The sequence below is a fragment of the Vibrio tubiashii genome, from assembly GCF_028551255.1.
GTDB classification, from domain to species: domain Bacteria; phylum Pseudomonadota; class Gammaproteobacteria; order Enterobacterales; family Vibrionaceae; genus Vibrio; species Vibrio tubiashii_B.
This window is the reverse complement of record NZ_CP117029.1, coordinates 1,932,685-1,948,105: the sequence shown is the minus strand read 5'-3', so window position 1 is coordinate 1,948,105 and position 15,421 is coordinate 1,932,685. Positions and strand designations below refer to the sequence as shown.

The window sequence follows — 15,421 nt, the reverse complement described above, 5'->3', positions numbered from 1 at the left end:
GACTACTCAGTTGGTGACTCAGGGAGTTCAGGGTCTTCAAGGACTTCGATGATTTCTGAACTAGAAAGTTCATGCCCCATCAAAAATAAAGCCAGCATGGCATCAGCTTTGGTTTTTGTGTCAGATTGCTCTTCTATGATCTGTTCGAATCGATGACGAATCATCTCAATTTCATGTTCGACAAATCCTCTGCCTTCTTCTTCGCCTTGTGCTTCTTCAGGGGCCGTGTCGAAAGAGAGAAACATCAGGTCACCGTCGAGACTAGCATCGAGCAGACGTTCAGGCAGCCAACATTCTCCAGTGACAATGTCTGGATCTGTGTTATCTGGCAAGGACTCGATTAATCTTTTTAGTTCTGAGGCTTTCACAATTTTTTGATTTAAGGGATCATATATTTATATTTTAACGACGAATGACCGAGAAACATAAGTATTAACTGTTTTAATTGGTTAGTTTTTGAGTGCTTTAGTCACGTTTGGGCAAAAAATGATAACTAGTAAACGTCTGTCAGCGTTAGCTTTTGCTGTCAGTGGCTTAATGTCGGTATCATCGAGCGCTGAAGAAACGCGATCGATGAGCGAGCAAGATTGGGGAATCGCGGCGGTATATCGAACGGCAACCATACCTTTCGATACCCATGATGGTGACCATACCGTGAGTACATTTGTTCCCATGATGTACTTCAATAATGACTACGTTTTTGTAAATGGTCTCGAAGGCGGCGCTTACCTTCATCAAAGTGAAGACGAGCAGTTTCAGCTTAACGCCCTAATGAGGCTGCGCTTTGTCGATATTCCGGCTGCGGTGCAAAATGCCAATCAGGGTGACTCAGTCGACTTTGGCGGCCAGCTTAGGTACAAACTTGATGATAAGTGGTGGCTAGACACTGAGCTGATGAGCGATAAAGATTTACGCTTTCATGCCAACTTACGCGCGTCAGCAAAGTATGAATATGGCGACTGGGAACTTGAGCCGCATGCAACGCTACGTTACAAAGATGCAGATTTTAACAGCGAGTATTACGCCTTTTCCGAGACGACCAAGCAAACCATTGGTGCCGGGATTGATGCGAAAGTGGGCTTAAAAGCACGTTACCACGTACACTCCAATCTTTACTTGCTTGGCGCGACGAGTGTGACACGACTAGATCATAGTGCTTACCATTCCGATGCGGTCAAAGATAGGTATCAAGGTGAGTTTTATGTTGGCTTTGGGTTCTTTAATGACAAAACTAAAGCGCCAAAGTCTGAACTAGCCAATAAACGATATGTTCGCTTCGCACATGGTTGGGCAACGCCATCCAATATCGGTGACATCATCACATTTAACACTGAAAAAGATCCGTACAACAATCAGATGAGTTCGGTGTTTTATGGTCATCCATTGACCGATGAGCTGTTTGGTATTCCTTTAGATATATACTTTACACCGGGCATCGTTCATCACTGGTCATCTGAGGTTCAGTCTAGCGCAACCGAATATATTGCAGCGATTAAGGCGTATTACACGTTTGATTGGCCAACCAAGTGGCGTTTTGGTGTTGCAGAAGGGATGTCATACATCGACAGCATGACTTATGTTGAAAACGAAGAAATGAAATCCAAAGGCTACACACCGAGCCATTTGCTTAATTACTTGGATTTCTCGTTTGACGTGAATTTAGGCGATCTCATCAACAACCGAGACTTCGATAACATGTGGTTTGGCTATTCTATCCATCACCGTAGTGCGATATTTGAAAGTGCTTCCCAATATGGGCGTATCAAAGGTGGCAGTAACTACAACACCCTCTACCTTCAAATTGATTTCTAAGTCTACAAATTCGAGCGGCAGTGAGCCGCTCTTTTATTGAATCCAATAGTGCTTGAAAGCCGTCTGTATAAGCCTTTGTTGGCTATAAATAAAGCGCTTGCCGACTCAACCTATCGCGAATTTCTGTGATACAATTCGCGCGTTTTAGATCAAGATAACAATAGGAAACGCTTTGACTTCGTCACAGCCAGAAAACTCAAAATCGGCAGATAGCCAAGTTCAGGCTAACACTGCTGCTTCTCTTCGCAAAGCGCTGAACCAGTGCATGCTGAAAGATAGATTTCGTCTAAGCAAACGTATCTCCGGGGCAAATAAAATTAAAAAAGAAGCCTCACGTAATGCGGTGTTTGACGAGATCGCGCTCGATATTGCCAAATCTATGATGGAAGCAGAGCAGCGCACCAATTACATCCCTAAGATTGAATACCCTGAAATTCTGCCTGTTAGCCAGAAGAAGGATGACATTGCGCAAGCGATCGAGCAAAACCAAGTGGTTATCGTCGCGGGTGAAACCGGATCAGGTAAAACGACTCAGCTACCTAAGATCTGTGCGGAGCTCGGTCGTGGAAAGTTTGGCTTGATTGGTCATACACAGCCTCGTCGTTTAGCGGCGCGTTCGGTGGCGAATCGAATTGCTGAAGAGATGGAAACCAAGCTTGGCGAGTATGTCGGCTACAAGGTTCGTTTTAACGACCAAATCTCAGAGAACACTCAAATTAAGCTGATGACTGATGGTATTTTGCTGGCAGAGATCCAACACGATCGCTATCTCAATCAATATGACACCATCATTATCGATGAAGCGCACGAACGTAGCTTAAACATCGATTTTATCTTGGGGTATTTGAAAGAACTTTTACCGCGTCGTCCTGATCTAAAAGTGATCATCACGTCGGCAACCATCGACCCAGAGCGTTTTTCGAAGCATTTTAGCAATGCACCGATTATTGAAGTGTCGGGGCGTACTTACCCAGTGGAAACGCGCTATCGCCCACTGCGTGGTGAGGACGATGTTGATCGCGACCAATTAGACGGTATTTTCGAAGCGGTTGATGAGCTATGCGATGAAGGTCTGGGTGATATCCTGATCTTTATGAACGGTGAGCGTGAAATTCGTGATACTGCAGATGCACTGGCTAAACGCAACCTAAAGAGCACGGAAATTGTGCCCCTGTACGCGCGATTGTCTGCAGGTGAGCAAAACAAGATATTCCAACCCCATGCGGGTCGCCGAATTGTATTGGCAACCAACGTGGCAGAAACCTCGTTAACGGTACCGGGTATCAAGTATGTCATTGACCCAGGTACAGCTCGTATCAGTCGTTACAGTTACCGAACTAAGGTACAGCGCCTGCCGATTGAACCGGTTTCTCAAGCGAGCGCAAACCAACGTAAAGGTCGTTGTGGCCGTGTTGAAGAAGGTATCTGTATCCGCCTTTACTCGGAAGACGATTACAATTCTCGCCCTGAGTTCACCGATCCAGAGATTCTGCGTACCAACCTAGCGTCGGTTATCTTGCAGATGACTGCACTCGGTTTAGGTGACATTGAAGCTTTCCCATTCGTGGAAGCGCCAGATAAGCGCAACATTCAAGACGGTGTAAGACTGTTAGAAGAGCTAGGCGCGATCAACGAAAAAGCCAAAGACCCGAAAAAACGCTTGACGTCAGTCGGTCGTCAGTTAGCCAAGCTGCCCATTGACCCGCGCTTAGCTCGTATGGTGCTTGAAGCGCCTAAATACGGTGCATTGAAAGAGCTGATGATCATCGCTTCTGCCTTGTCTATTCAAGACCCGCGCGAGCGCCCAAGCGACAAACAGCAATCGTCGGATGATAAGCATCGCCGTTTCTTCCATGAAGAGTCTGACTTCCTTACGTTTGTTAACTTGTGGGATTACATTCAGAAACAGCAGAAAAAGCTGTCTGGCAACCAGTTCCGTAAGCAGTGTAAACAAGATTACCTCAACTACTTACGTGTACGAGAGTGGCAGGACGTTTATTTCCAAGTCCATCAAGCGATGCGTGAAATGGACTTCAAATTGAATGATGAGCCAGCAAGCTATCAAGGGGTACACAGTGCGATTCTTGTTGGTCTGCTGTCCCACATTGGTATGAAAGATGCCGAGAAGAATGAATATCAAGGCGCTCGTAACGCTCGTTTTCATATCTTCCCTGCTTCGGGCCTTTTCAAGAAGCAGCCGAAGTGGATTATGTCCGCAGAGCTGGTGGAAACCTCAAAGCTGTGGGGTAGAGTCATTGCTAAGATTCAACCGGAGTGGATTGAACCTTTAGCCAAACACCTGATTAAGCGCAGCTACAGTGAACCACATTGGTCGAAGAAGCGCTCTGCAGTTATGGCACACGAGAAAGTGATGCTATACGGAGTACCAATTGTGCCTAAGCGTCTGGTGAATTATGGCAGCATAAATCAGACCGTAAGCCGCGAAATCTTTATCCGTAGCGCACTGGTTGAAGGCGAATGGGAGACCAAGCACGCGTTCTTCAAGCAAAATCGCAAGCTATTGCAAGAAGTTGAAGAGCTTGAGCACAAATCTCGCCGTCGTGACATTCTGGTTGATGACGACGAGCTATTTGACTTCTACGATCAGCGTGTCGGTACAGAAGTAGTATCTGGCAAGCATTTTGATACATGGTGGAAAAAGGCATCTCGCGAGAATGCGGAACTGCTTAACTTTGAAAAAGAGATGCTGTTCAAGGGTGATGCGAGCCATATCACAGACCTTGATTACCCGAACTTCTGGCATCAGAGCGGACTTAAGCTCAAGCTGAGCTACCAATTTGAGCCAGGAGAAGATAACGATGGTGTGACAGTGCATCTCCCGTTACCTATTTTGAATCAGGTTGAACAAGCAGGATTTGACTGGCAGATCCCAGGTTTACGCCATGAGTTAGTGGTGAGCTTAATCAAGTCCTTGCCGAAAACCATTCGTAAGAACTTTGTTCCGGCACCGAATTACGCGGATGCGTTTTTAGCGCGTGCGACACCAATGGAAGCGCCGCTGCTTGATTCGCTAGAAAAAGAGCTACGCAGAATGACGGGTGTTGAAGTACTGCGTGAAGACTGGAACTTAGAGCAAGTGCCAGATCACCTCAAGGTGACTTTCCGTGCCGTTGATCATCGCAACCGCAAACTGAAAGAAAACCGTGATCTGCATGAGTTAAAAGAGAGCTTAAAAGATAAGGTGCAAGAAACCTTATCGAAAGTGGCAGACGATGATATTGAGCAGCAAGGGCTACATACGTGGAGCTTCGGCGAGTTGCCAAAAGTATATCAGCAAAAACGTGGTGGTTACGATGTGAAAGCTTACCCAGCGATTGTTGATACCAAAGATAGCGTTGAAATTAAACTGTATGAAACCGAGCATGAACAGGTTTCAGCAATGCAAGCTGGGCAACGTAGGCTGATCTTGCTTAACGTACCTTCGCCAATTAAGTATCTGCATTCGAACTTGCCGAACAAATCAAAACTCGGTTTGTACTTTAACCCGTACGGCAAAGTTTTAGACCTTATCGATGATTGTATCGCTTGTGGTGTTGATAAGCTGATTGAAGAGAAGGGTGGATTAGTGTGGCAGCCTGAACAGTTTGAACAGCTCAAAGAGCATGTTCGCGCTGAATTAGGTGATACTGTGGTAGAAATTGCCCAACAAGTTGAGACAATTCTGACAACAGCATTTAACATTAACAAGAAGTTAAAAGGTAAAATCGACTTTACGATGGCGTTTGCTCTGTCTGATATCAAAGCGCAAATCGAAAGTTTGATTTTCAAAGGTTTTGCGACTGAATGTGGATGGAAGCGACTGCCTGATATTTTGCGTTACATGAAGGCAATCGAGCGTCGTATGGAAAAATTACCTATCGACCCGAATAAAGATCGCTTACACATGCTGAAAATTGAGTCAGTGACTAATGATTACAAAGAGTTACTGAACAAAATTCCGAAAGGTATGGTCGTGCCTGATAACGTCAAAGATGTGCGTTGGATGATAGAAGAGTTAAGAGTGAGCTACTTTGCTCAACAGCTTGGTACACCATACCCAGTATCGGACAAACGTGTAAAAATGGCGATTGATGCTTGTTAGGTATGTAAATTGCATAAATAACTATACAGTTCATAATTTTGACGAATACGGCAGGGACTTGCCACACTGGTCCCTGCACCTTGAAACTAGAGAAGGTTTACTATGAAAAAGACACTACTAGCGCTAGCTCTGATTGGCGCATCTGCTACAGCTTCTGCTGACTCTTGGATCTACGGTGGTGCAAGTGTAGGTCAAGCTGATCTAGCGAATGATTCATCGACTTCTTACAATGTTCACGTAGGTACAGGTATTCTGCCGCTAATTGGTCTTGAAGCGGGCTACCAGAACTTTGGTGAATTCGACAATATCACTTACGGAACCTTTACAGGTAAGCTTGAAGGTTCAGGTGTCTACTTCGCGGCAAAGCCAAGTATCGATTTCGGTCCTCTTCATGTCTATGCGAAAGCAGGCCTGCACTCTTACGAGCTAACAGGTACGAATTTTAAAGAAGACGAAATCGATATGATGTATGGCGTTGGTGCTGAATACTTTGTGATGGGTCCTATCTCTATGGGCGCAAGCTACAGTGTTTTCAATATGAAAGAGAAAGACGTTAAGAACTTCTCTCTAAACGCGACTTTCCACTTCTTCTAAGCGAGAGAAGAGACATTTCAATTTCTAAGCCTGACTTCGGTCAGGCTTTTTTGTATCTGGTGGCCTCTCGGGTTGCTATTTATTCATTAAACCCCAATACCTTATGATAGGTAGGCGCCTTTGTTACAAGTCGCCAATTAGGAAATAAGGTACAACTATGCAATCAACGAGTGCTCCAAATCTTGAGCAGCCTAACCCGGCTCAAGAGTTACCAAAGAAAAATTTGGGGATATTGTTAGAACTAGTCAACTTTATAAAACCTTATAAGTTGAAGGTTGCTGCTGCTTTGATTGCGTTAATTGTCACTGCCTCATTAACACTGTCGGTCGGTCAAGGGGTGAGAATCTTGATTGACCAAGGTTTTGCTCAGCAATCGGTTCAAGAACTCGGTAGTGCGATTGGATTTATCCTTGTCGTTACCTTGCTGATCTCCATTGGTACGTTTTTCCGTTTCTATCTCGTTTCTTCGGTAGGGGAGCGAGTAAGTGCTGATATTCGGCTCGCGGTATTCAACCATATCATTACTCTTCATCCGAGCTATTTCGAGACCAATGGTAGTGGCGACATCATGTCGAGAATCACGACTGACACTACATTGCTCCAGAGTATCATTGGCTCATCCTTTTCTATGGCGATGCGCAGTGCGTTGATGTGTATTGGCGCGGTAATCATGTTGTTTGCCACCAATATTAAACTCACGCTAATCGTTTTGGCTTCGGTGCCATTTATCCTAGTTCCTATTCTGTTTTACGGGCGACGAGTACGCGCTTTGTCTCGTCAAAGCCAAGATTCGATGGCAGATGTGGGGAGTTATGCCGGCGAGGCTATAGAGCATATTAAAACAGTGCAAAGCTACAGCCGTGAAGCGCAAGAAAAACGCTTTTTCTCCAACGAGGTAGAACGAGCGTTTGAGATAGGGCGCAAGCGCGTTTTACAACGAGCGATCCTCATCTCAGGGGTAATTGTGATTGTATTTAGCGCCATCTCAGGAATGCTATGGGTCGGAGGTAGTGACGTAATCAATGGTGTTATGTCTGCGGGTGATTTAGCGGCCTTTGTTTTCTACGCGATCATGGTTGCCTCTTCACTAGCGACAATTTCCGAAGTGCTCGGCGAGTTGCAACGAGCGGCTGGTGCCACTGAACGCTTAATCGAAATTCTGCAAGTAAAAAGCCACATTACCGCGCCAGAATCAATAAACCGAAGCACTGATAAACTGAAGGCGGAAGTCTCATTCAATGACGTTTCCTTTCATTATCCTTCACGACCTGACCAACCTGCGACTCAAGAGCTTAACCTCGTCGCTGAAGAAGGGAGAATCCTTGCACTTGTTGGGCCTTCAGGGGCAGGGAAAACAACCTTATTTGAACTCTTGCAGCGTTTCTATGATCCGCAGCAGGGCAGTGTTTTGTTAGGTAATAGGGATGTGAGGGAGTTTGCCCCGCAAGATCTTAGAAACCAGATGGCCTTAGTGCCTCAGCAACCGGCCTTATTTAGTCATGATGTTTTCCACAACATTCGCTACGGCAACCCAGAGGCGACAGACGAACAAGTGATCGAAGCGGCTAAGAAAGCGCACGCTCATGACTTCATTATGAACTTACCGGAAGGATACAACAGTTTTCTTGGCGAGCGTGGAGTCCGTTTATCGGGTGGGCAAAAACAACGCATCGCAATTGCTAGAGCGATTTTGAAAGACCCGAATATCCTCTTGCTTGATGAAGCGACCAGTGCCCTCGACAGTGAAAGCGAACATCATGTACAGCAAGCGCTTGAAGAGCTGATGCGCGATAGAACGACGATCATCATTGCGCACAGGCTCTCTACCATTAAACATGCTGATAAAATTGCCGTTTTGGATCATGGGCGGCTTGTGGATGTGGGGAACCACCAATCGCTGTTGAAGAGCTGCGAACTCTATCAGCGTCTTGTCGAACTACAGTTTAATCATACAGAGTGAAATTGATTATCTGCGTCTTGATCACCGAGCAGGTGTACAAGTCTATGTGATCAAAGGCAAATATGGGCTGACAAAATAAGCAATTATGTTCTTATTTTTTAGCCATTTTTAATTTCTTCATCTAACTTTTAAAAGTCAGTTTGAAATTTAGAAGGCTTAAAGATGAATCGGATATTATCTCAGCTCTCTGTAACTAAACGTTTAGTTGCAATTTTAGTTGTAATGGTAGTAACAATTGCCCTTATTGCCGCCGATATTCTCATTACTTTGGAGAAAAACAAACAAGACGGCACGGTGATTAATGTTGCAGGCAGACAACGAATGTTAACTAAAAAGTTTGCTAGTGAGGTGATGTTATCTATATATGAAGGCCATAAATCGGTCCATGCTGCACTAGACTATGACAACACAGTAAAACTGTATGAAATGTCGTTGAATGCTCTAAAGTCTGGCGGGAAGACATTCTCTGACCTACCAATGCAAAATGCCATCACATTGATCGAAAGTTCAGCAACTGATTTTCACACCAAACTAGCTGGGGTTGAGCAACTTTGGAATAAACAAAAATCTATGGCTTTTGCATTAATAAATTCAGCTTCGGCTCCTACCGAAGCTGAAGTTGACGCTTTTATGCTCGAAAACCAGAAAACATTGGGAGCGATGCATCAGGCCGTTTTGAGCTACAACCGATATGCTGACGGCAATGTCCAAAAACTTAAAAGTGATGTCTTGATCATTTCAAGTGTGGGTATTTTGGTTTCGATTTTCCTTTCCATATTGATTGGTAGAAGTGTGACAAACCCTATTCAGCAATTGGTGAGTGTGAGTCGAGCTACCAGTAAAGGTGATTTGGAAGATAGAGAACATATCAATACATTGATAAACGCAAGTGAGCTAGGGATCTTGGCAAAAAATATCCAAGCAATGCGTCACGCTTTATCTTCTGTAGTGAAAGGCTTAAAGATGAGCGCTGCAAACATTACCAATCTTTCATCCCGTGTTGAGTCGTTATCGCAGGAAGTCAACAGCAGCTACAGCGAAGAGAAGCAAAAATATGAAGAGATTTCAGCAATTTCTGATGAGCTTGTTGCTTCTTTCGATAAAGTATCAGAGGTTGTCAATCTAACCCTTGAGTCCGCAAATCAGAGTCAATCGAGCGCAGAGCAAGGATTAGAATCGGTCAATGCCAATATTAAAGCTGTTGAGCTTGCTTCGTCTGAGTCACAAAAAGTGTCTGAAAATATCCAGCAGTTGAGTAGCGTGGCGGACAGTGTCTACAGCATTATAGATGTTATCCAGACCATCGCAGAGCAAACTAACTTACTTGCGCTCAATGCTGCAATTGAGGCTGCAAGGGCAGGTGAGCAAGGGCGTGGGTTCGCTGTGGTAGCGGATGAAGTACGAATGCTAGCAAGTAAAACAAATGAGTCGACAGGGGAGATTAGCAACCTGCTTAATGAGTTGACTGAAAGAGTCAAAGCATCGGTAGAATCTGTCGCTCACCTTCAGACTGAGGTCGAAAACAGCAAACAGTGTAGTCGTGATACAGAGGAAAACATTAAGACTATCTCTTCTTCTATCACATTGACTGTAGAGCAGCAAAATGAGATTGCGGCGTTGATCGATTCACAATCTAGAAGTATTCATGAACTTAAAACAGCACAAGAGTTTTTAACCAATTTACTTGCTTCTACTAATAAGAAGATTATGAACAGTTCCCAAATAGCGGTAGACATGAGTGATATGGCGAAGGGGATATCATCGACACTCGATGATTTTTCACTTTCCGCTCGGAATGTAGAGTAACACTATCTATCAGTTATAAAAAAGCCACTCAATCGAGTGGCTTCAATTTCAATACTATCAGCGATTAAGCTTGCTGCTTTTGCAGCTCAGCTTCTTGCTCTTCTTCAATTAGCGCATCAACAATGACTGCACATGCAGCGTCGCCAGTGATGTTCAGTGCTGTACGAATCATATCGAAAATACGGTCAAGAGCGAACAGTAGCGGTAGACCTTCAATTGGAATACCTGCTGCTAGAAGTACGGCAACAACAAGGAAAGATGGGCCTGGAACACCAGCTTGACCAACAGCGCCTAGTGTTGATGTTACGATGATTGCGATGTATGCGCCCATGCCTAGGTCGATGTTGAACAGCTGAGCAAAGAAGATTGCCACTAGGCCATAGTAAATCGCATTACCCGACATGTTAATCGTTGCGCCTAATGGCAGAACGAATGATGCTGTCGAGTTCTTAACGCCTAATTCGTGCTCAACCGTGTCCATAGTCACTGGCAGAGTTGCCATTGAAGAGGCTGTAGACAGAGCAACGGCTTGAGGCTTCTTCATTGCTGTCAGGAACTTCTTCGCTGAAGTCTTAGTGAAGATATGTACCATCAGTGGGTAAGCGACGAAACCAAAGATAAGGATAGCAGCGACGTATACAACGAATAGCTTGAATACGACCATAAGTGCGGCAAAACCAAAAGTGCCAACCGCTTCTGCCATAAGACCGAATACACCGATTGGTGCGATGATCATTACCTTGTTAATCATCCAAACCATAGCATCAACGATACAGTTTACACCGTTCATGATTGGCTCACGGCGCTCTTTTGCTTGCTTAGAAATAGCAATGCCAAAGAACATACAGAAAACTAGGATCTGTAGGATGTTTGCTTCGTTCAGTGATTGGAAAACGTTGGTTGGGATCATACCAGTGATGGTTGCCCAGAAAGTAGGAAGTTCACCTTTAGAAGCGTACTCAGCCGAGAACATGCCTTCGACACCAGACACATCAATGCCAAGACCAGGTTTAAATACTTCACCCATAAATAGGGCTAGCGCTACAGCGAGAGCTGAAGTCAAACCAAAGTAGCCCAATGTGACCAAGCCAACTTTACCAGCGGATTGGCTGTTACCCAGACCAGCAGCACCTGAAATTAGTGCAACGGCAACTAGCGGGATAACTAGCATCTTAATTAGATTGATGAAGATCGCGCCCAGTGGAGCGAACATAGTTGCGCTGTTCCCCATCAAGGCACCAACGGCAGTACCTAGGATCATAGCTATGACAACTTGAACACCAATGTTGTTTAGCAAACTCTTTTCTTTTAACACTTCCATAACCTCTGTGCTAATAAATTTTAAAATCCAAGAATTACCCACCATTTTATTTATTAACAATGGATAATAATATCGTCTTGCTTTGTACACTTTAATTTTACAATTAGCAATATGCGTTATAGCTGGTTCGGATGATTAGTAAACGATTTATTGATTGGTGCTAAGTTTTTGTACAAAAGAAAACGTTTGCTATAAATCAAGATTATCGATTTTGAAGAGTCATTTGCCGAGAGAAGAAAAGTCGAAGGGGCTTGAATAAGCGGAGAAATGTTAAAAAAAAGATCAGATTCTTACGTTAATAAGAAGCTGATCTCATAGATGTTTAGATGGCTAACACGTTACCTCTGTGTTGCAGCCTTCATTGAAGAAACAAAGTTTGCGAGCTGATTTAACATCTCTGCTGGGTTTTCAGTATTGTTTTCAATGATTTTGACTACGGCTGAGCCAGAAATTGCTCCTGCAGCACCTGCTTCGAGCGCCTGCTTCACTTGTTCTGGCTCAGAAATACCAAAACCTAGCAGTGCCGGAGGTGCATCAAACTGATTCAGTTTGCTTAGCATATCGCCGACAGGCATATTTGCTTTGGTTTCAGCACCAGTTACACCTGCACGAGACAGTAGGTAAGTATAACCACCACCAAGCTGAGAAACTTGCTGAAGTGTTTCGTCACTTGCTGTTGGCGGTGCGATGAAGATTGGGTGAATACCGTGTTTTTCTGCCGCCGCGACGAACTCAGCGCTTTCGTTGGTTGGAACGTCTGCGATCAAAACGGAGTCAATCCCGGCTTGAGCGCAGCGCTGGTAGAAGTTTTCGATACCGCGAGAGTAAACCAAGTTAGCATACATCAGTAAGCCGATTGGCAGCTCTGGGTACTTGGCACGAATTTTACCGATTTGCTCGAAACAGATATCAGGTGTCGCGCCAGAATCTAGCGCGCGAATATTAGCACCTTGAATAGTTGGGCCGTCTGCTAAAGGATCAGAAAACGGAATACCTAATTCAAGCGCATCTGCACCTGATTCAACGAGTGTTTCCATGATCTTGTAAGACTGCTCTGCGTTTGGATCGCAAACCGTTACAAAGGGTACAAATGCGCCTTGGTTTTTCTCGTTTAGGCGCTCAAACATCTTCGCATAGCGACTCATTAGATCACTCCTTTTTCTTCTAGGATGGCGTGTACGGTGAAGATGTCTTTGTCACCACGACCGGATAGGTTAACAACCAATAACTGTTCTTTCTCTGGATTCTCGCGAGCCATGCGCAGTGCGTGCGCTAGTGCATGAGAAGACTCAAGCGCAGGAATAACACCTTCGCTACGCGCAAGCTCTTGGAAAGCGTCTAAAGCTTCGTCGTCGGTGACATTGTCATACTCTGCACGTCCAATGGCATTAAGGTGTGCGTGCTGCGGACCAACAGAAGGGAAGTCTAGTCCAGCAGAAACTGAGTAAGATTCTTCAACCTGACCATTTGGATCTTGCATCAATGGTGCTTTCATACCGAAGAAGATCCCTGTTTTACCATGCTTAAGAGGAGCACCATGTTGGTCGGTATCAATACCTTTACCTGCTGGCTCAACACCAATTAAGCGAACGCTTTCTTCTTCGATAAAATCTGCAAACATACCAATGGCATTTGAACCGCCGCCAACACAGGCGATAACCGCATCAGGAAGACGACCTTCGCGAGCAAGGATCTGGTTCTTCGTCTCTTCACCGATCATGCGTTGGAAGTCACGAACAATAGTCGGGAATGGGTGAGGGCCAGCTGCTGTACCTAATAGGTAGTGCGCATCCTCATATGTTGCAGACCAATCACGCAGTGCTTCGTTACATGCATCTTTGAGCGTCGCAGAACCTGAATGAACAGGAATGACTTCAGCGCCCATCAGTTTCATACGGAATACGTTCGGGCTTTGACGTTCAACGTCTTTAGCACCCATGTAGACTCGACACTTAAGACCGAGCAAAGCACAAGCGAGCGCTGTTGCCACACCGTGTTGGCCTGCACCGGTTTCAGCGATGATTTCATTCTTACCCATGCGTTTAGCCAGTAACGCTTGACCCAATACTTGGTTGGTTTTGTGCGCACCACCGTGAAGCAGGTCTTCACGTTTAAGGTAAAGTTTGGTCTTTGTGCCTTTAGTTAGGTTGCGAGTCAGTGTAAGCGCTGTTGGGCGACCTGCATACTCTTGTAGCAGTGACATAAATTCGCTACGAAACTCTGGGTCTTCTTGAGCATCAATAAACGCTTGTTCCAACTGCTCAAGGGCAGGGACCAAAATCTGTGGTACGTACTGACCACCGTATTCGCCGAAGTAGGCATCTAGCTTTGCCATGTTAAAATTCCTTTCACTTTGAGCGCGTATACAACGCGCTATACAAATTCTTAATAATTTCTGATTGCTGCAAAAGCTTGTTCTAGCTTTTCGCTATCTTTCTTACCAGGGGAGTGCTCGACACCCGAGTTGAGGTCTAATCCCAAACAGCCTTGAGCCGCGGCCTTTTGCGCGTTGAACGGTGTAATGCCGCCGGCCAACATCACCTTCGAAGGGTCGCCGATTAATGACCAATCAAATACTAAGCCTGTACCACCGACTTGAGAGCCGACTTTAGTATCAAGCAAGTGACGGTCAACGTTATTCTCGATAAGTTCAGGGACACTCTCGCTTACGCCATATGCTTTCCAGATTTCAACACCAGAAGGCAAAGATGCCTTTAATGTGTCGACAAACGCTTGATCTTCCTTGCCATGCAGTTGAACGGCAGATAGGCCCAGTTCGTTGACAGTTGCGATGATTAGCTCATGCTGGTGGTTTTGGAATACACCCACATACTTAAGCGGCGCACCACTCATTGTTAGTCGTGCGGATTCTAACGACACAAAGCGTTTAGACTGCTCAACAAAAATTAAACCACCAAAAATAGCGCCTGATTGGTAAGCTTTCGCGGCATCATCTGGGTGAGTCAAACCACATACTTTGTTTTCACCCAATGTAACTTTACGAACGGCGAGTTCAAGGTTTTCTTCTGCCATTAAAGAGCTTCCGATGAGGAAGCCGTCAGCGAAATCGGCAAGATCTCTCACTTGTTGGTGAGTGTAGATTCCAGACTCAGAGATGACGGTTGCATCAGGTGCAAGCTGACGAATGGTCGGCGCCAATTCTTTGGTTCGATTTAGGTCGGTTGAAAGGTCACGTAAGTTACGGTTGTTGATACCAATGACTTTCGCGCCTAGCTCTACAGCGCGGTGAAGCTCTTGCTCATTACTAACTTCAGTCAGTACGCCCATATTGAGTGAATGAGCCACGTCAGCCAGTTCTCGATATTCTTCGTCATTCAACACGGAAAGCATTAGTAGAATCGCATCGGCGCTATAGTGGCGTGCCAAATAAACCTGATAGGAATCAACCATAAAGTCTTTACATAGAATTGGCTGTTTCGCTTGCTTTCTTACCTGAGATAGGAAGTCGAAGCTGCCTTGAAAGTACTTCTCGTCGGTTAACACCGAAATGGCGTTTGCATGGTTGTTGTAAACTGATGCTATGTAATCAAGATCAAAGTCATCGCGAATTAGACCTTTGGAAGGGGAGGCCTTTTTACATTCGGTGATGAAAACAGTGTTGTCTTGTTTTAGCGCTGTATAGAAGCTGCGGTCTGATGGCGTTAGATCACTCTTGAATGTCTCAAGTGGCTGTGACTCTTTACGCTCAGCAACCCACTGGTACTTGTCGCGAACAATCTTAGCTAAGACTTCTGCCATCTCGGCTTCTTTAACAGAAACATGTTCGGATAATTTTTCTTTTACCTGAGTCATTTTCGTAACCTTA

General features: G+C 45.0%; 10 protein-coding genes. 5 read left to right on the top strand and 5 right to left on the bottom strand.

The features are described 5' to 3' along the window. Nucleotides 1–2: 2 nt before the first annotated feature. Entirely contained in the window at nucleotides 3–368 is a 366-nt protein-coding gene (locus LYZ37_RS08865) for a hypothetical protein (protein ID WP_272785218.1), read from the bottom strand. Nucleotides 369–486: 118 nt separating this feature from the next. On the opposite strand from LYZ37_RS08865, the gene LYZ37_RS08860 reads away from it, so the two are divergent. The 5 genes from LYZ37_RS08860 (at nucleotide 487) to LYZ37_RS08840 (ending at nucleotide 10,274) form a co-directional block, all read left to right on the top strand. After that, on the top strand, nucleotides 487–1,812 hold the full coding sequence (locus tag LYZ37_RS08860; RefSeq protein ID WP_420794616.1) for a MipA/OmpV family protein: 1,326 nt from the start codon (nucleotides 487–489) through the stop codon (nucleotides 1,810–1,812). Between the two features lie 265 nt (nucleotides 1,813–2,077). Further along, the gene (gene hrpA, locus LYZ37_RS08855) at nucleotides 2,078–5,914 is read left to right on the top strand and encodes an ATP-dependent RNA helicase HrpA (protein WP_272787157.1); all 3,837 of its coding nucleotides are present in this window, start codon (nucleotides 2,078–2,080) and stop codon (nucleotides 5,912–5,914) included. A 102-nt stretch (nucleotides 5,915–6,016) separates the two neighbouring features. Continuing rightward, the gene (locus tag LYZ37_RS08850) at nucleotides 6,017–6,508 is read left to right on the top strand and encodes a porin family protein (RefSeq protein WP_272785217.1); all 492 of its coding nucleotides are present in this window, start codon (nucleotides 6,017–6,019) and stop codon (nucleotides 6,506–6,508) included. A gap of 157 nt (nucleotides 6,509–6,665) precedes the next feature. Beyond that, nucleotides 6,666–8,468 carry an ABC transporter ATP-binding protein/permease gene (locus tag LYZ37_RS08845; protein WP_272785216.1) on the top strand — a complete coding sequence of 601 codons (1,803 nt, stop codon included), beginning with the start codon at nucleotides 6,666–6,668 and terminating at the stop codon, nucleotides 8,466–8,468. 162 nt (nucleotides 8,469–8,630) lie between these two features. After that, nucleotides 8,631–10,274 (top strand): methyl-accepting chemotaxis protein, encoded by a 1,644-nt coding sequence (locus LYZ37_RS08840; RefSeq protein ID WP_272785215.1) that lies wholly within the window; start codon nucleotides 8,631–8,633, stop codon nucleotides 10,272–10,274. A 64-nt stretch (nucleotides 10,275–10,338) separates the two neighbouring features. Here the strand turns inward: LYZ37_RS08840 and LYZ37_RS08835 are convergent, their stop codons facing one another. The 4 genes from LYZ37_RS08835 to trpCF form a co-directional block, all read right to left on the bottom strand. Continuing rightward, nucleotides 10,339–11,640, bottom strand: a complete 1,302-nt coding sequence (locus LYZ37_RS08835; protein ID WP_420794615.1) for a dicarboxylate/amino acid:cation symporter — start codon at nucleotides 11,638–11,640, stop codon at nucleotides 10,339–10,341. 293 nt (nucleotides 11,641–11,933) lie between these two features. Further along, nucleotides 11,934–12,740 (bottom strand): tryptophan synthase subunit alpha, encoded by an 807-nt coding sequence (gene trpA, locus LYZ37_RS08830; protein ID WP_272785213.1) that lies wholly within the window; start codon nucleotides 12,738–12,740, stop codon nucleotides 11,934–11,936. After that, complete coding sequence (trpB, locus tag LYZ37_RS08825) at nucleotides 12,740–13,930, bottom strand: tryptophan synthase subunit beta (protein ID WP_272785212.1); 1,191 nt, start codon at nucleotides 13,928–13,930, stop codon at nucleotides 12,740–12,742. Before trpB ends, trpA begins: the two co-directional genes overlap by 1 nt. Before the next feature lie 50 nt (nucleotides 13,931–13,980). Further along, nucleotides 13,981–15,408 carry a bifunctional indole-3-glycerol-phosphate synthase TrpC/phosphoribosylanthranilate isomerase TrpF gene (gene trpCF, locus LYZ37_RS08820; RefSeq protein WP_272785211.1) on the bottom strand — a complete coding sequence of 476 codons (1,428 nt, stop codon included), beginning with the start codon at nucleotides 15,406–15,408 and terminating at the stop codon, nucleotides 13,981–13,983. Between the last annotated feature and the right edge of the window lie 13 nt (nucleotides 15,409–15,421).